The organism is Paenibacillus glycanilyticus, from assembly GCF_051200795.1.
In the GTDB taxonomy this organism is placed as follows: Bacteria; Bacillota; Bacilli; order Paenibacillales; family Paenibacillaceae; genus Pristimantibacillus; species Pristimantibacillus glycanilyticus.
In genome coordinates, this window is the sequence record NZ_CP195155.1 from 1,434,087 (window position 1) to 1,451,033 (window position 16,947).

17 protein-coding genes are annotated in these 16,947 nt (G+C 52.9%); 14 read left to right on the forward strand and 3 right to left on the reverse strand.

From position 1 onward, the window contains the following. The first annotated feature begins 12 nt into the window (after window positions 1-12). The 10 genes from ACR9FF_RS06530 to ACR9FF_RS06575 are packed head-to-tail and all read left to right on the forward strand — an operon-like array spanning window position 13 to window position 10,178. The gene (locus ACR9FF_RS06530) at window positions 13-1,125 is read left to right on the forward strand and encodes a hypothetical protein (protein WP_435169817.1); all 1,113 of its coding nucleotides are present in this window, start codon (window positions 13-15) and stop codon (window positions 1,123-1,125) included. Beyond that, window positions 1,103-2,356, forward strand: coding sequence for a CpaF family protein (locus ACR9FF_RS06535; RefSeq protein ID WP_435169819.1), 1,254 nt, complete (start codon window positions 1,103-1,105; stop codon window positions 2,354-2,356). Before ACR9FF_RS06530 ends, ACR9FF_RS06535 begins: the two co-directional genes overlap by 23 nt. Next, window positions 2,347-3,210 carry a type II secretion system F family protein gene (locus ACR9FF_RS06540; protein WP_435169821.1) on the forward strand — a complete coding sequence of 288 codons (864 nt, stop codon included), beginning with the start codon at window positions 2,347-2,349 and terminating at the stop codon, window positions 3,208-3,210. The genes ACR9FF_RS06535 and ACR9FF_RS06540 overlap by 10 nt, the downstream gene beginning before the upstream one ends. A 10-nt stretch (window positions 3,211-3,220) precedes the next feature. After that, window positions 3,221-4,069 (forward strand): type II secretion system F family protein, encoded by an 849-nt coding sequence (locus tag ACR9FF_RS06545; protein ID WP_435169823.1) that lies wholly within the window; start codon window positions 3,221-3,223, stop codon window positions 4,067-4,069. A gap of 34 nt (window positions 4,070-4,103) precedes the next feature. Further along, complete coding sequence (locus ACR9FF_RS06550) at window positions 4,104-4,295, forward strand: Flp1 family type IVb pilin (protein WP_127490866.1); 192 nt, start codon at window positions 4,104-4,106, stop codon at window positions 4,293-4,295. Then, a complete protein-coding gene (locus ACR9FF_RS06555; RefSeq protein WP_435169826.1) occupies window positions 4,264-4,989 on the forward strand; it encodes a TadE/TadG family type IV pilus assembly protein in 726 nt (241 codons plus the stop codon). Before ACR9FF_RS06550 ends, ACR9FF_RS06555 begins: the two co-directional genes overlap by 32 nt. Next, the gene (locus tag ACR9FF_RS06560; protein ID WP_435169828.1) at window positions 4,986-7,199 is read left to right on the forward strand and encodes a hypothetical protein; all 2,214 of its coding nucleotides are present in this window, start codon (window positions 4,986-4,988) and stop codon (window positions 7,197-7,199) included. The genes ACR9FF_RS06555 and ACR9FF_RS06560 overlap by 4 nt, the downstream gene beginning before the upstream one ends. Further along, entirely contained in the window at window positions 7,165-8,136 is a 972-nt protein-coding gene (locus ACR9FF_RS06565) for a TadE/TadG family type IV pilus assembly protein (protein ID WP_127490863.1), read from the forward strand. The genes ACR9FF_RS06560 and ACR9FF_RS06565 overlap by 35 nt, the downstream gene beginning before the upstream one ends. Continuing rightward, the gene (locus tag ACR9FF_RS06570) at window positions 8,133-8,648 is read left to right on the forward strand and encodes an A24 family peptidase (RefSeq protein WP_201006282.1); all 516 of its coding nucleotides are present in this window, start codon (window positions 8,133-8,135) and stop codon (window positions 8,646-8,648) included. The genes ACR9FF_RS06565 and ACR9FF_RS06570 overlap by 4 nt, the downstream gene beginning before the upstream one ends. Window positions 8,649-8,666: 18 nt before the next feature. Further along, window positions 8,667-10,178, forward strand: a complete 1,512-nt coding sequence (locus ACR9FF_RS06575) for a DUF6382 domain-containing protein (RefSeq protein ID WP_435169831.1) — start codon at window positions 8,667-8,669, stop codon at window positions 10,176-10,178. Window positions 10,179-10,209: 31 nt separating this feature from the next. Here ACR9FF_RS06575 and ACR9FF_RS06580 read toward each other — a convergent pair whose 3' ends face one another. From ACR9FF_RS06580 to ACR9FF_RS06590, 3 genes are all read right to left on the reverse strand, one after another. Further along, window positions 10,210-11,112, reverse strand: a complete 903-nt coding sequence (locus ACR9FF_RS06580) for a TIGR01777 family oxidoreductase (RefSeq protein WP_435169833.1) — start codon at window positions 11,110-11,112, stop codon at window positions 10,210-10,212. A gap of 17 nt (window positions 11,113-11,129) precedes the next feature. After that, a complete protein-coding gene (locus tag ACR9FF_RS06585; protein ID WP_435169836.1) occupies window positions 11,130-11,636 on the reverse strand; it encodes a hypothetical protein in 507 nt (168 codons plus the stop codon). Window positions 11,637-11,813: 177 nt separating this feature from the next. Continuing rightward, a complete protein-coding gene (locus ACR9FF_RS06590) occupies window positions 11,814-12,251 on the reverse strand; it encodes a DUF2621 domain-containing protein (RefSeq protein ID WP_435169838.1) in 438 nt (145 codons plus the stop codon). 99 nt (window positions 12,252-12,350) lie between these two features. Here ACR9FF_RS06590 and ACR9FF_RS06595 point away from each other — a divergent pair, with 99 nt between their 5' ends. From ACR9FF_RS06595 to ACR9FF_RS06610, 4 genes are all read left to right on the forward strand, one after another. Then, the gene (locus ACR9FF_RS06595; RefSeq protein ID WP_127490858.1) at window positions 12,351-13,481 is read left to right on the forward strand and encodes a deoxyribonuclease IV; all 1,131 of its coding nucleotides are present in this window, start codon (window positions 12,351-12,353) and stop codon (window positions 13,479-13,481) included. A 47-nt stretch (window positions 13,482-13,528) separates the two neighbouring features. Further along, window positions 13,529-14,407, forward strand: a complete 879-nt coding sequence (gene purU, locus ACR9FF_RS06600; protein WP_435169840.1) for a formyltetrahydrofolate deformylase — start codon at window positions 13,529-13,531, stop codon at window positions 14,405-14,407. A 156-nt stretch (window positions 14,408-14,563) separates the two neighbouring features. Further along, on the forward strand, window positions 14,564-16,582 hold the full coding sequence (gene tkt / locus ACR9FF_RS06605; protein ID WP_248758222.1) for a transketolase: 2,019 nt from the start codon (window positions 14,564-14,566) through the stop codon (window positions 16,580-16,582). Between the two features lie 38 nt (window positions 16,583-16,620). After that, a complete protein-coding gene (locus ACR9FF_RS06610; RefSeq protein ID WP_015842878.1) occupies window positions 16,621-16,938 on the forward strand; it encodes a pyrimidine/purine nucleoside phosphorylase in 318 nt (105 codons plus the stop codon). Window positions 16,939-16,947 lie beyond the last annotated feature (9 nt).

Here is a 16,947-nt window from a genome sequence, read left to right on the forward strand (position 1 = left end):
AGGAGCAGGCAGGTGAGACATCAATTAGTGATTGCGGTCAAGGAGCAGGATTATGTAAGAAGACTGGCCGATTACGTGCGAGACAGCCCGTTCGGCGAAATGTGGCAGCTGACGGCCTTCACTCATGCGGAAGCGTTTGTACAGTTTCTGAAGTCAGGTTATCCGGTACACGGAATTGCCGCACAGCCTTATATGCTGGAGGCCGCTGCCGGGATTTTGCCCGAGGGAGTTCCGGTTGCTGCGCTGGTTGCTGCGCCGGGCCAGCTCCCGCTTTATCATGAACTGCTTCAATATCAGGCGCTGCCGGGTCTATTGCAGAGGATGGCTTCCTTAATGGCGCCTGTTTCGCAGGCGTCTGCCAGAGAGCAATCCGTTCAAGTCATTGCCGTTTATTCAGCATCCGGCGGAGTAGGAAAAACAACGCTGGCCAGACAGCTTATTCATACGGCAGCGAGCAGTGGGCAGCGAATATTTTATCTCAACCTGGAGCGCTGGAATGCGGTGGAAACATGGCTGGAGTCCGGGGCGGTGCATGGAGATGAGGGCTTGTCCCAGCTGCTGTACATTCTCCAATCGCATCCCGACAGGGTTGGAGAGTGGCTTGGGCGGCACAGCAAGCGGCATGCGCTTTTGCGCGCGGATTATCTGTTGCCTTGTTCGAATCCGGAAGACCGTTTGACGCTTCAAGCCTCGGATGCGGATGCCATAGTACGGGCGATCGCGGCAAACGGACAATACGATCTGATTGTTATCGATCTGGATGAAGGGCTGGATGAGCTGCACTTGTCCGTACTGGAGCTAAGCCACGAAGTGATCTGGCTGGTAACGGAGGATCCGGCTGTTCAGCGCAAGAGCCAGCTGGCCTATCAGTACGGCGTGCAGCGTTTCGGGGAGCGTTTCCGCTTGCTGGAGCCAAGGCTGCAACTAGTCGTCAACCGCAGTGAAGGCCAACTGCATTCGAGACGGAGCATTTTCAAGCCGGCTTGCGCGTTCCTTCCTGATACGGCCGCAATGGGCAGGGGGGCAGCCGCCGTTCTTGCGTCGCCTCCGTATATGGCAGCAGTGGAAAGGCTATACCTGCAGCTGGCGAAGGAAGAAGGAGGTGCGCCAATTGCTAACGGATGAAGCGGTTCTTGAGTTAAAAAACCGGATTAAGGACCGGCTTGATTACTCCGGCTCGGTAACGGACGAACAGTTAACCGCCATAGTGGAGCAAACCGTATTTTCCTGGAGCAGCAGCCGCCCTTTAACCGCTTCGGAGCTGGCTTCGCTCGTTCGGCGCCTGTTTCATTCGTTCCGGGGGCTTGATATTTTGCAGCCGCTTATGGATGACCCGACGGTAACGGAAGTTATGATCAACCATCATTCGGAGATCTTTATCGAACGAAGCGGCCGGCTTAGTCTGCTGCCCGCAGCTTTCGAGAGCAGAGAGAGGCTGGAGGATTTGATTCAGTCCATTGTCGCAAGCGTAAACCGGGTCGTCAATGAATCTTCGCCGATTGTAGACGCCCGTCTCAAGGATGGATCACGCGTCCATATCGTATTGCCACCCGTTGCGCTTAGGGGACCGGCGATGACGATCCGTAAATTTCCGGAACAGCCGCTGACGATGGACGAGCTTGTGGCAAAGGGAGCTTTAACCGGGGAAGCGGCGTTTTTTTTGCAGCAGCTTACGAAGGCGCAATACAACATTTTTATTAGCGGCGGTACCGGGACGGGGAAAACAACCTTTCTTAATGCCTTGTCCCAATACATTCCCAGCGACGAACGCTTAGTCACGATTGAAGATTCCGCCGAATTGCAAATCCGGAGCGTTCCTAACCTTGTTTCCCTTGAGACGCGGAATGCCAATACCGAAGGGAAAGGGGAGATTGCGATTCGCGATCTGATTCGGGCGTCGCTTCGGATGCGTCCTAACCGAATTATTGTTGGGGAGGTACGCGGCGGAGAGGCTTTGGATATGCTGGCGGCTATGAACACGGGCCATGCGGGCAGCATGTCCACCGGTCATAGCAACGGTTCCAGGGATATGATGTCCCGGCTGGAAACGATGGTGATGAGCGCGGCGGAAATGCCGGTTCAGGTCATCCGCAAGCAAATCGCTTCGGCTTTGGATATTGTGATCCATCTTTCGCGCTTCAGGGACCGTTCCCGCCGCGTGACGGAAATTTGCGAGATCGTCGGGATGGAGGATGGAGAGATTGAGGTCCGGCCGCTTTTCCAATTTGAAGAGGAAGGCGAGGAAGGCGGGAGTGTGATCGGCACGCTTAAGCGCACCGATTATAAGCTCTGTCATACCGATAAGCTGAGGATGGCCGGCATTAAGCTTGCGGAGGAGGTAACGATATGCCCGTAATTCGAGCTGCGCCTCTAGCGGCAAAAGTGCGGACGATACTGGAATGGTGCGGTTGGGACTCGTCATTTCGGGCTGGCGGTCGGCGCATAAAGCTGCCAACCAATGTTAAGCCGCTTCAGAACTATAACGAGTACCAGCTGTCATATAAGCAGTTTATGGGATCGGCGGCTGTTGGCTTCGTCCTTGTTTTCGCTGCCGTCTACCTCATCTACCATTCCTTTATCGTATCCGGTTTGTTTGCCGCTGGAGGCCTGATTGCTCCAAGACTGTACAAGTCCTTCCTGCTTGCCCGGCGAAAGGAAAGGCTGCAACTGCAATTCAAAGAGGCCTTGTATTCCTTAGCCTCATCGCTGGCCGCCGGCCGATCGGTGGAAAATGCTTTTTTGGCAACGATTGACGATCTCAAGCTGCTGTACCCGGACCCGAATACGGAACTTCTGCTCGAATTCCAGATTATCAAGCATCGCCTCGATAACGCGGAACCGCTAGAACAGGCGCTGCGCAGCCTGGCAAAGCGTGCCCACCTGGACGATATTACGCAATTCGCCGACGTGTTTGCGGTATGCAAACGCTCCGGAGGGGATCTGGTTGAAGTGATGAAACGGACCTCGCAGACGATCGGCGAAAAGCTTGAAGTCAAACAGGAAATTTCCGTATTGCTTGCGCAAAAGCGTTTTGAAGCGCGGATTATGATGGCTGTTCCTTTTGCCTTCCTCGGTTTTCTGAGCGCTTTTGCCCCCGATTACATGAAACCCTTGTACGGGGGAGGGGGATATGTCCTGCTGACCATCGGCCTTGCCGTATTGTCCTTTTGTTTCTGGCTGATCCATCGGATTATGCAAATACGCGTATAGGAGGCGTGGAATGGCTTTTCTTGTACTGCTCTTGCTGCTGTTTTGGGGACTGCTTATAGGGAGGGACGGATTGGCGCAGCTTCTGCAGAAGAGACAACCGGATTGGAAGGGATTATTGCTCGTTAGACCCTTTGACCGGCTGCTGGAACGCGGGAAGCTTTACGAGCATCTGCAGCTTCCGCTCAGCAGCTACCATTCGAAGCAGATTATCCTGAAGGGCATGGATTGGCAGCTGAATCAGACAAAACAGCATATAGCGGAAACTACGGGTTTCGGCTATGCCGTGTTGTGCGGCTGCACTCTTCTGGCCGTGCTGGCGAAGGAGCCGCTGCTTATCGGGATTGGCGTGCTGATAGGCTTGTTGCTTCCGGTCAGGCCTTTTATGGAAGCAGGCCGGATGGTTGAACGAAGAAAACAGGCCATTGTTTCCGAGCTACCGGAAGCGCTTAGCAAGCTGATGCTGCTTGTTGGCGCGGGGGAACCGGTACTGCAGGCGTTCTCCCGCTGCCTGGATGGGAAAGATCCGGCTGCGCAGCCTTTATATAAAGAGTGGGACAGAGTGGTTATCGCCTTAAGGAACGGGGAGTCCTTCAGTACGGCGCTTGAGCGGTTCAACCGGGGCTGCGCCGTTCAGGAGGTATCTATTTTTACTACGGTCATGCTGCTTAATTATCGCAGGGGCGGCGATCAATTTGTCCTTGCTTTAAGGGAAATCTCTTACTCCTTATGGGAGAAACGCAAGGCGGTTGCCCGTTCCCGCGGGGAAGAGGCTTCCTCCAAGCTTGTTTTTCCGCTAGTGGGCATATTGCTCGTGTTAATGGTATTTGTTGCGGCTCCGGCGATGCTGCTCATGTCTTGAACCTTTAAATCAATGAATAGAGAGGATGTTTACTATGTTGAAAAAGTTAGGTAAAGCCGTTCGTTCCTTCTGGCGCTCGGAAAGCGGTCTAGGGACGCTTGAAGTGATTCTGATTATTGCGGTTGTTATTATTATTGCTCTTCTATTTAAAGATTGGATTATCCAGTTAATAGAGAAGCTAATGGGAAAAGCCGATGATGAAGCGGACAAAATTTTCTCCAACTAACCGAAAACGCAGCTTGCCGCAATGGCTTTGCCAAACGGAAGGGAGTTTTACGCTGGAATCCGCGCTGGTGTTCCCGGTTATCTTTCTGCTTATTCTTATGTTTCTCTTATTCAGCATGTATATCTATCAGAAAGCGGTGCTCTATTATTCCGCCTCCGAGACGGCGGAAAGGGCTTCGTTCAGTTGGGATAACAGTCACCGCAATGCCCGTAACGGGATGCTGACAACCGGTCAGTATGACGGCTTGTACTGGCGGGTGAGAGGAGATTTCATGCTTGGCTCGTTGTTTGGAATAACGGCTGACCAGACGGATGTAACCTTGGAACTGCCAGGGGCGCAGGATACGGATAAGCTGGAGCTTGCAGGCACGAAGCTGCATTCAGCATCGGCTTGGCTTACAGGCGATGCGGAGCTGCCGTTTCAAGGGAATATCGCTTACGCAAACAGCCTGCTCAAGCGGGAAGTAACGGTAAAGCTGATGCAGCCGGTGTCGCTTGCTCCGCTTGAGCTTACGCTCGGGCTGTCCGAGCCCAAGACGGTTGCGGCGGCCAGCATCGTTGATCCGGTTCAGTTTATCCGGGATGTCGATACGGTGCGGTATTACACCGCCAAATTCAGCAGCGGAACGTCGAAGCAGCAGGCCGGAAAAACGCTGACGGCATACAGCGGCGGCGGGAAAGCAGGCAAGCCGTGAATAAGCCATCGACATCTTACGGTTCGATAACGATATTTTCGGCGGTTGTATTGTCGGGTCTGCTTCTATTCTCCGCGGTACTCATCGATTACGCAAGAATGGCGGTATTGCACAAGGTTACCGAGGATGCTGCCAGATCCGGCGTCCGTTCCGCTCTTTCCGCTTACGATAATCGGCTGTATGAACGGTATGGGCTGTTTGGGCGGGGAGGGACGGACAGCAATGACATTTTTGAACAGACGGTTCAGGCGAATTTGGGAACATTCTCCCGGCAGAAGGGAACCTTTAAGCTGGTACAGGCTGAGCTCCAATCGGCGCATATCGATAACGCGGAAGTATTGGGAAAGCACGAGGTGTTTTCCCGGCAGGTACTGGAAGAGATGAAATATAAAGCTCCGGTCGATTTCGCCTTGGAGCTGGCCTCCAAGTTTGCCCCGCTTTCCGGAGCAATGAAAGAAGCAACCGTTACGGTTAATATGCTGGAGGAGCTTCGGAAGCTGTATGACAAACGGGAGGAAAAGCTGGCTGCAGCTTTGCAGCTGCAACGCCAGGCCGCGGAAACCGTTGGCGGCATAGCGGGCCTTATTCCGACCAAAGCGCTGGAGCTCGCCACGGGCACCGAGAATGCCGCTAGGCTTGCCGGCGATTACGCCCAGTACGCGAATTGGGTCATGACCGACCAACAGCTGGTTCAGCAGGGCAAGAAACCGAAATATTCGGATCAAATCGAGGCTTACGCGGAAAAAGCGAGAGGTTGGACTGACGGTATGTCCAAGGAGCTTAATAAGGCCAGGAAGCAGCATGATAAGCTGCAGCAGGAAGCGGTCAAAGCAATCAACGAGGCTAAGCAGGTTAACGCGGACATGCAGCGCATCAAACAGGAGACGGCAAATGCTCCTTCTAGCAGCAGTTATGACCGCGTAACCGGCAAAAATCTCGTGGGTGTCGATACCGTTACCCCCGTCATGGATACCGCGCCGGAAAACGATATGCAGGAGATCCGGAAGCTGACAGATGAGCTTATTTTGCCGGACGGTTGGTTTGCCGAATATAACGGGGAGATTGCGGATCAGGCCACGGTGTTTGCTTCGCTGCAAATGGAAGCAGGAGGCTTTATTGCCAATCTGACAGCGGGCCTTGCCGTTCCCAATCTCTCCAACGAGCAGATCAAGGAGGGAGCCGTTAATCTTCGGATTGCTTATGAGCAGTATGAAGCGGCTTACGTGCGCAAAGGCTCAAGTCTCGACGAGCGGGAGCAGAAGCTGACCGATAAGGAGCTGAAAAAAGAACGCCAGGCACAAGAGGCAAAGGCGGGGGAGCTATGGTCCCAAGCTCGCCGCTTGCTTCACGGAATGACATCGGTTCCCCAGAGCGAGGAACATCTTCAAGTCATTCAGGATATCGAAAAGCGATATAAGAACAATCTTTTATTCAATCAGGAAGCTGCCGGCGCCGAAGCGGAAGGGCTTGCCCTCGCGCAGGATGCGCATGAGGAGGCGGAGGAAGCGGCATCCGCCATGAGCGGTTTGTTTGGCGGCATTGCCGATATGCTGGAGCAAACCAGAGACTCCGTCTATTTATCGGAATATACGGTTTCGCATTTTGCTTCCTTTGCGCCGCAAAATCTGAGGGCATTGCTTACAAGCGGCGATACGAACGAGCTTGCCCATGCCGTCGCATTCAGCAATCAGGAAGCGGAATATGTCATTTACGGGTTTCATAGTCCAACGGCGAATTTGGCCACCGCTTATGGCGAATTAATCGGAGTTAGAATGGCGATCCGGACGATGGAAGGGTTGTCTGCCTGCCGGCCCGCCGCCCATCCCCTCCTGATCTTGTCATGTTCGGTTGCATACGGCCTGGAAAAAACAATGGAGGATATGGCCGCTTTTACCGAACGCGGAGCGGCTCCGTTATCCAAATATATAAACGTGGATGTTGCCTACACGGATTACCTGCGGTTGTTCATGCTGGGCCACGGGGGAGCCAACCGGCCTTCCGCTTTAGCCAGGATGATTGCCGTTATTGAACATAACGACGGGGTTACTTTGTCCAAGGTTCCGACTGCTTTAACGGGAGAAATAAAGGCCTCTGCCAGGCTGTGGTTTTTACCGGGCGTGATGGACATCGTCCAGCATTTTGGATCCTTGCAAGGAAAGGTTGTTGGCGGCAAGTATGAAACCGTTCAAACGATTGGCTGGTCTTATTAGGCGGCGTGGAAAAGCCGGGGGCGGCGAGAACGGCAGCATGGTGCTTGAGGCGGCGCTTGTCATGCCGCTGCTCCTGATGATCCTGCTGCTGTTCATTACGATGATCCGCTTATGCGCCGTGCAAATGGCCCTTCAATCTGCAGCGTCCCAGACGGTCCGGCAGATCGCGACGCATATTCGCCCAGCCGACCTAACCTTTCAAAAAGCTTCCTCTTCCATTCCCGATCTTGGTTTTATCGGTCTGAAGCTGCCCGATTGGGGAGGAGCAATAGCGAAGGAGGCGGCAGGGTGGCTGCCGGCTCCCGCAGACGCGTTAGCTTCGGCGGCTCTTGAAGGAAACTGGCAGCCGGTCACGGATGCGGCGACTACCGAGCTGGGGAGGACCGCCGTCGAGCCGCTGCTTCGGCAATTCGCGGATGAAGCGGTGCTGGAAAAGGAGCGCTTGGGCCTATCCCATCTGTCCTTGCCGGATCTGAAGGAAAAACAGGTGCCATATTTGACGATTGAAGCGGAATACGAGTTTCCTTTATCTTTGCCGTTCTTAAACAGAAAGATCGTATTGCGAGAGCAGGCATCCGAACGGGTTTGGGTCAGCGATGCGGCGCCTGCGAAGGAAGAAACCGCCGCTGCTGACGTAACGCCTATCCAGATCGTTTCCATTCAGCCGGTTCCGCTGCATCCCGGGAACAAAGCAACCGTTATAGCATTAACCTCTCCGGGTGCGTCAGCCTCGCTTACGGTCAATTATAAAAGCGGCACAAGCACGGCAAAGCATCTTGGCAGCGCAACGGCGGATGCAAACGGTTATGTGCAATGGACATGGCTGGTGTCCGGCAATACGACTCCGGGAACCTGGGAATTAACCGCAACCTCGGCGTCTGGAGAAACGGTGTCGATGCATTTTAACGTAACAAAGAAGGAGGACTCTCCGTCATGACGATACAGCTTTTGGCTGCAGGACTGCTCTTGCTTGCCGCATTGTATACCGATTTGAAATCGATGACTATTCCTAATCTGCTTACGGTTCCTTTTCTGGCAGGAGGATGTGTCTATGCCTTGTTCGCCGGTGGGGGTCACGGACTTTTGCTCGCCGTCTACGGTGCGGCGGCAGGATTTGTCCCGCTGCTGATTCTTCATTTGGCAAAAGGAATCGGCGCGGGTGATGTTAAGCTGTTTGCTGCACTGGGAGCTTGGCTTGGCGCATTGGCCGTGCTCCAGCTTATGATGTACGCCATCTTGTACGCGGGGCTGGTGGGACTAGTCCTGCTAGTTTTCCATAGACCGTTTGCCAGAAAAATGACGGCGGGCATGTATACGTTCTTTTCCCTTCGTTTCGGAGGACGGCCGAATGCTTCTTCGTGGCTGGCATGGGCGAAAAATGGACGGACCTTTCCGTTTATGCTGGCGGTGGCCCCGGGAGCTTTAACTTTATGGATGATATCGGGTTAATCGAAAGGAGGAGTATTCGTGAGGCAGCCGTTCAGAATAGATTTTTCCATGAACCGAGGGCATGAAATGATTGTCGACCGGAAGGATGGCATTGTGCGGGATGAATTGGATGAGCTTGAGCTGCAGATGCTGCAGTCGGGCAAAATTCCGCATCTCTTGCCAGTCGAATGGCTGGAGATCGACGGGTGTGTCACCTTCCGTTATGCCCTGGCAGGGCGAAAAATGCTGCTGCACCGCCTGCAGGTCCAGCCGCTTTCGATGGAGCAATTTTATACGCTTTTGCTTGGCGTCGTCGAAGCATTCGAGGAGTGCAAGCATTATATGCTGCGTCCCGAAGGCTGTCTGCTTGATGACCAATATTTGTTTGTAGGCGAGCAGTTGAACGATATTTGCGTTGCTTATCTGCCTTTAAAGGACGGATTGCGTGACAGCGGATCAGGCGCAGGGGATCTGCTTTCTCTTGTAGTCAGGTGGACCGCGTATATTCGGGATATTGACGGAGTGGGCCTCCAACGTATCTTGCAGACGCTTAACGGCAGCAAATGGCCTCTATCCGAGCTAAGATCCGTTCTTCTCGGATTAATTGGGGATGCTTTTATCCAAGCAGGCCCGAAGCAGGCTCCGGAGCGTATTCCCGTCGTTTTACCGGCAGTTGCTTTTGCTGACAGTGAAGCAGACGATATCGTGCCTAAGGCAAGTTACGAAGCAAAGCCGCGAGCTGCTGGTTTAAAGCCTGCGGCAAAAGCGGCATCTGCGCCAACCGCTCAAGATATTCCGCTTGTGGAGCTTGAGGAGCAGGATTCCGATGCGGCAAGAAAAAAAATATGGGTAACGGCAGCTGTTGTGGCCATAGCCGTTGCTTGCGTATGGAAATATATTTATTTATCCTCGCATTCCCGAAGCAGCCTCTATATATGCCTAGGCTTAACCTTTATGGGAATAGCCGCTCTTTATATGGTTTGGTCGCGCAGGCTTCCGGCCGGACTGCTTGCCAAGGAAGGGGACGGAGAGGGAGAAGAGGATTTTGTTCCGGAATCCCGGCCGCTAGGCATGTGGCCGCGGTATGAGGATATTGAGCATGAAGAGATGGCACCGGTGATTCGAAAGGAAGCGGAACTCCACCCGCTTGCAAGCAATACGGCTGATCTTCGCAGCCAGCCGGCAATGGCGGAAGCGACGGTACTGCTGGCAGAGAGGGACATGGACCCTGCCGGACCGAAAGGTCAGGCCTTATACCGGGAGTGGGCAGGCGGCGGTTCCTGGATTGAGTGGCGGGATGAGACGTTTACGATAGGCCGGTTAGGAGAGCAGGTTAGCTATGAAGAAGAAGCCCATGGCATTTCCAGGCTTCATCTGGAGCTTGCGCGGGACGGCGGAGCTTACCTCGCGAAGGATTTGGGATCGCGAAACGGAAGCGTATTGAACGGCGAGGTCATGATTCCGTATAAGTCCTATCCGTTTAGCGCAGGGGATGTTATTCAGCTGGCCGGCAGCAACGGGCCCAAATACGAACTGAAGACGAGAGGTTAACCTCTCGTCTTCGGCTTGTTCTGCTTTTATTTTATGCTTGGCTTATTTCCTTCATTGCGCTTTCGATCGTCGGGTATTTGAACGCAAAGCCGTTTTCCAAGGCTTTGCGAGGCAAGGCGCGTTGCCCTTCGAGAAGCAGGGAGGACATTTCTCCGAGTACGGCCTTTAACAGAAAGGCTGGTGTTGGCAGCCAATGCGGTCGTCCAAAAGCCTTCCCTAACACGCGTCCGAATCGGTCGTTCGTAACCGGTTCGGGAGCCGAGGCATTTACCGGCCCCTCAATTTCGCGGTGATCCATGCAGAACAAAATCAGCCGGACCAGATCCTCCAGATGAATCCACGACAGCCATTGCGAACCGCTTCCAAGCCGCCCCCCGGCGAATAGCCGGTGAGGCAGACTCATCAGGGGGAACGCGCCGCCGGTCCGGTTAAGCACGACGCCTACCCGCAGCTTAACCAGCCTTTTTACGGGGATGGAATCGGCAGCTTTCTCCCACTGCTCCACAACGCCGGACAAAAAGTCGGTTACCTTCATTGGACTGTCTTCCGCAAACGTAGCCGTTAACGAGTTGCCGTATGCAGAAATGCCGGAGGCGTTAATCACGGCCTCCGGCTTGGTGTTCAGTTCGGTTACAAGCTTGGCAATACGCGCTGCGGCAACTATCCGGGATTGAAGAACACGCTGCTTGGAAGCTTCGGTCCAACGCTGGTTAATGCTTTCGCCGGCCAGATTTACGATCATATCCGTGCCCTCCAGCCGCTGAGGCGATGCGGCAAGCTCGTCCCATGTCATATCATGGAGCTTAGTATTCCGAGGTGAAGCGGAAGCCGTTCCTTTCCTGGATACGACAGTAACTTCATCGCCCCGTTCAAGCAGTGCCTTCACCAGCGCCCGGCCAACAAAGCCGGTTCCTCCCGTTACCGCAACGCGCATTGTTCATCCGTCCTTCATTAGGATTTGACTTCTAGCTTCTTCAGGAAATATTGCGTTACATCGCCGCTGACCTTTTCGGTATAGTCGAACTGTACCTTTGTGTCTGGCGGTATGCTGTTAATCTTGTCCGTCAGATCGTCCGTAAATTGAAGCACCATCGGTCCATTCGGCAGGTCGATTTCAACAGAGGTTGTGTCGGCTTGTCCGACAAAGACGCCTTCGTTTGTCTTAACGGCGCTGTCATCGGGCGCTGCGCTTGCATCCGTATCCGGCGAAGCCGTTCCCGTATCCGCCACTCCGTTGTTTTGCCCTTCGGACTGGCTATTTCCCGTATTATTGTCAGTTGTATTATTGCTTGTGTTCTCCGGAGAAGCGTTGGCCGGTTGTTCAACCGACGAGCCTTGTTCATTGCCGTTTGAATTGGCTTTGTCCGAACCGCATGCCGATGCGGTCATCATCACCGCGAGCAATACGGCGCTAGCCGCGATTAAGCTGCTCTTCTTTTTCGTTTTCATAGTTGTCATAGAAGCACCTCCTGAAAGCATTAGCTGAAGAATGAACATACAAACAGCCGTGTACAAGCTGTTTATATGTTTTATAACGAAATAATCCGTTTAAGGTTCCAATAGATTTGTAAACACTATTCATAAGGATTAAACAATGGGCTGCCCCTGTTCTGAAGCAGCCCGTTGCTCTTTTGTTTATTTATTGAGCAAATGCCGAAAGGGATCGTAGTCGATTCCCTTGCGTTCCAGGAAAGAAACAAGGCTTCGATAGTCACGCTTAGGCGTTGCGCGTATGTATCCTTCGATGCAGTGATCCCGCGTTACTTCCGAAGCTCCGTTGTCAATGGCGACCTGACCGATTTTCGCGGCAATGGAATGCTTGGCGATATCCCGGAAAGCGGACGGAACGGGAGAGACAAGCTCGTCCAGAAATCCTTTTGATTCGTCGGTCCACATGCTGCGGCTCCGTTCGACCCAGTAGTTTTGCCAGTCCAGCTTAGACTTGCCGTCTCGCTGAGGCAGCACCTTCAAAAACTTGCGGAACATGAAGAAACCGCCGATGGCCATAGCGCCGACCATTACGACCGCCCAGAAAATGATGAAAAACATAAACCAATCGGGAGCTGATTTCATACTGTACCTTCACCTCAGGAAGAATTATACCGTATTCCTAGATTTATTTCGACATTCCTTGTAAAATAAGGGTTGATCAACCGAAAGGGGCGTTTAAAGATGTTGAAAATCGGTTCCCATGTATCATTTTCGGACAAGGGGCTGCTTACCGCGGCCAAAGAAGCCGTATCCTACGGTTCCAGCTCGTTTATGATTTATACCGGCGCACCGCAGAATACACGGAGAAAGCCAATCGAAACTTTATATATTGAAGAAGGCAAACAAATGATGGAGCAGGCAGGCATCAACGAGATTGTCGTGCATGCGCCTTACATCATTAACCTGGGCTCCTATAAGGACGACACCTTTGAGCTTGCCGTCCGCTTCCTTCAGGAGGAAATCCGCCGTACCGATTATATCGGAGTGCGCAATATCGTTCTGCATCCGGGCGCCTATACGGACAAGGATGCCGAGTACGGCATCGCCCGCATTGCCGAAGGCTTGAACGAAGTATTGGAAGGCACAAAAGATACGAACGTTAACATCGCTCTGGAGACGATGGCCGGCAAAGGTACGGAGATCGGCCGCAGCTTCGATGAGCTTGCTCAAATTATCGATAAAGTGCAGAATAACGACCGTTTGACGGTATGCATGGATACCTGCCACATGCACGATGCGGGTTACGATCTTATCAATGATCTGGACGGCGTGCTGCAAAAATTCGATCAGACCGTCGGACTTGACCGCGTTGCGGTTGTCCATGTCAATGACAGCAAAAACCCGGTAGGCGCGGGCAAAGACCGCCATGCTCCCGTAGGTGCCGGCTGGCTTGGACATGAGGCGATTCATAGAATCGTTCATCACGAAGCTCTGGCGGGCCGTCCGTTTATTTTGGAAACGCCATGGATCGGCAAGGATGACAAGAAGCAGTTCCCGATGTACGAAGCGGAAATCGCGCTGCTCCGCGGCGATGCGATGGAGCGCTTTGGCGAGTCGTTCTTCGACCATGTAGAACGTCTGCATCACTTCTATGGCAAGCAGGAAATTGATCCTCGCCAGTTCGTATTATCGACCTGGGACGTTCTGAAGAACGATGCCAAGGCGAAAAAAGCGGATCCGCGCGAGCCAATGGAGCGCCTGTTCGATCTTCTGGCCGAAAGCGACGCGCTTCCGGGCGATTTGACCGAAGAACAAATCAACAAACGGATTACGGCATGGTTCGCCGGCAAGCAGTTACTTAAAACGGTGTAACCAAGCTTTAAGATAACCATTGCAAAAGGAAGGAAGTTTTAACGTTTATGTCTTCATCTACTACTGAGTCGCGCAGCGGACGCGCGCGCATGCTGATCTCGTGCCCGGACAGACCGGGTATCGTGGCGGCGGTTTCGCATTTCTTGTACGAGCATGGTGCGAACATTGTACAATCGGACCAATACACGATGGATCCGGAAGGCGGCATGTTCTTTATCCGCTTTGAATTCGATTTGAATGATATGGACAAGGAGCTTCCGATTCTTGTTGAAGATTTCGCCCGCGTGGCGGACCGCTTCGATATGAAATGGCATACGTTCCGCGCGAGCCGCAAGAAACGTCTCGCGATCTTTGTTTCCAAGGAAGACCATTGCCTGATGGAGCTTCTGTGGCAGTGGAAAGCGGGCGATCTGGACGCGGATATTGCGATGGTCGTGAGCAACCACCCGGATATGAAGGACATGGTCGAGTCGTTCGGCATTCCTTACCACCATATTCCGGTTACTGCGAATACCAAGGCGGAAGCGGAGCGCAAGCAGATGGAGATCGTTGCGGACAAGGCCGATCTGATTGTTCTTGCCCGTTACATGCAGATCATCTCGCCGAAATTCATCGAGCAGTTCCCGAACCGCATTATCAATATCCACCATTCCTTCCTTCCGGCCTTCGTTGGCGGCAAGCCTTATGCGCAAGCTTATAATCGTGGTGTTAAAATCATCGGCGCAACGGCACATTATGTAACGGAGGAACTCGACGGCGGTCCGATTATCGAACAAGACGTTCAGCGCGTCAGTCACCGCGACAATGTAGAGGAATTGAAACGAATCGGACGCACAATCGAACGGGTTGTTCTCGCGCGTGCCGTGAAATGGCATACCGAAGACCGAATTATTGTGCATCAGAACAAAACGGTCGTTTTCAATTAATCCAATAAATGCTCTAGCCTTTCTCCATTTTAAGGATGGCAAACGGGTTTTCGGAATGGTACAATATTCAAAGCCTTTGCGCTACAACTCGCGCTATATCCAGATATATAGAGAGAGACAGAGCAATTTTAAACAGGAATTAGGAGGAAGTAAGAAATGACAGTTACACAAAAATCGATTGAACAGCTGTCGATCGACACGATCCGTACGCTGGCAATCGACTCCATCGAGAAAGCTAAATCCGGACACCCAGGCATGCCAATGGGCGCAGCTCCAATGGGCTACCAGCTGTTCGCGAAAAACATGACGCATAATCCGTCGAACCCGACTTGGATTAACCGCGACCGTTTCGTTCTGTCCGCAGGACACGGTTCGATGCTGCTTTACAGCCTGCTCCACCTGAGCGGTTACGATCTTCCTCTGGAAGAGCTGCAAAACTTCCGTCAATGGGGCTCCCTGACTCCGGGTCACCCGGAATTCGGCCACACGGCTGGCGTTGACGCAACAACCGGTCCGCTTGGACAAGGCGTTGCTATGGCTGTAGGTATGGCGATGGCAGAAGCTCATCTGGCTGCTACTTACAACAAAGAAGGCTTTGATGTTGTTAACCACTTCACATACTCCATTTGCGGCGACGGCGACTTGATGGAAGGCATCTCCCATGAAGCGGCTTCCTTCGCAGGCCACCTGAAGCTTGGCAAATTGGTTGTTCTGTACGATTCGAACGATATCTCCCTTGACGGCGCGCTTGACCTGTCGTACTCCGAGAGCGTTCAAAAACGTTTCGAAGGCTATGGCTGGCAAGTTCTTCGCGTTGAAGACGGCAACGACCTGAACGCTTTGACTAAAGCAATCGCTGAAGCGCAAGCGGAAACAGGCAAACCGACTTTGATCGAAGTTAAAACCGTTATCGGCTACGGCAGCCCTAACAAAGGCGGAAAAGGCGGACATGCGGGTCCTCACGGTTCCCCGCTGGGTGCTGACGAAACTAAGCTGACTAAACAATTCTACGGCTGGAACGAAGAGCATCAATTCCATGTTCCGGACGAAGTTCGCGCTCACTTTGCTGAAGTGAAGCAGAACGGCGAGAAAGCAAACGCTGCTTGGAACGAGCAGTTTGAAGCTTACAAAAAAGCATACCCAGAGCTTGCAGCTCAATTCGAGCTGGCGACTTCCGGTCAATTGCCTGAAGGCTGGGATAAAGACCTGCCTAAATACACGACGGAAGACAAGCCGCTCTCGACTCGCGTAGCTTCGGGTAACGCTCTGAACGGTCTTGTTCACAACGTACCTGCTCTGGCTGGCGGTTCCGCTGACCTTGAGAGCTCGACAATGACTCACCTGAAAGGCTTGGCACAATTCAAACCGGGCAGCTACGACGGCCGCAACATTTACTACGGCGTTCGCGAGTTCGGTATGGCTGCAGCTATGAACGGCATGAGCCTGCATGGCGGCATGAAAGTATTCGGCGGTACGTTCTTCGTATTTACCGACTACCTGCGTCCGGCAATTCGTCTGGCAGCTATCATGAAACAACCGGTTACTTATGTTCTGACGCATGACTCGATCGCCGTTGGCGAAGACGGTCCTACGCATGAACCAATCGAGCAGCTGGCTTCGATCCGCATCATTCCTGACTTGACCGTTATTCGTCCTGCTGACGCAAACGAAACTTCCGCAGCTTGGGCTTATGCCGTTGAGAACCAAAGCAATCCGGTAGCGCTTGTTCTGACTCGTCAAAACCTGCCTGTACTGGAAGGTACGGTTGAAGGCGTTCGCGAGAACCTGAAGCGTGGCGCGTATGTGGTATCCGATGCTGCAAACGGTGCTCCACAGGCTCAGATCATCGCTACAGGATCCGAGGTTCAACTGGCTGTTGCGGCTCAAAAAGCGCTCGCTGAAGAGGGCATCCAAGTTCGCGTAATCAGCATGCCAAGCTGGGATCTGTTCGATAAACAAGATCAAGCGTACAAAGATTCCGTTATCCTGCCTGAAGTTAAAGCTCGCGTTGCTGTCGAAATGGCTCATCCGTTCGGTTGGGATCGTTTCGTTGGCGACAAAGGCGTGGTTATCGGTATCGACCGCTTTGGCGCATCCGCACCTGGCGACCGCGTAATCAAAGAGTACGGCTTCACTGTTGAGAACGTAGTAAGCAAAGTGAAATCGGTACTGTAATTTAATAAGCTATTTGGCGTAGAGGAGCTAACCATACAATGTCGCAATTTGAAAACGTAACGGTTGTCAAAGAAGCTAATGTTTACTTTGACGGCAAAGTAACTAGCCGCGCTGTTCTGTTCGCGGATGGCACGAAAAAAACGCTTGGCATTATGCTTCCTGGCGACTACGAGTTCGGCACGGACTGCATTGAGATTATGGAGATTTTGGCTGGCGACCTGAAGGTGCTGCTTCCTGGGGAAACAGAGTGGGTACACATTCAAGGTAAAGGTGAGTTCACCGTTCCGGCCAACACGAAGTTCAAGCTTCAAGTAGCCGCTGTATCCGACTACTGCTGCTCTTACATCTACGAATAGCATTGGTTG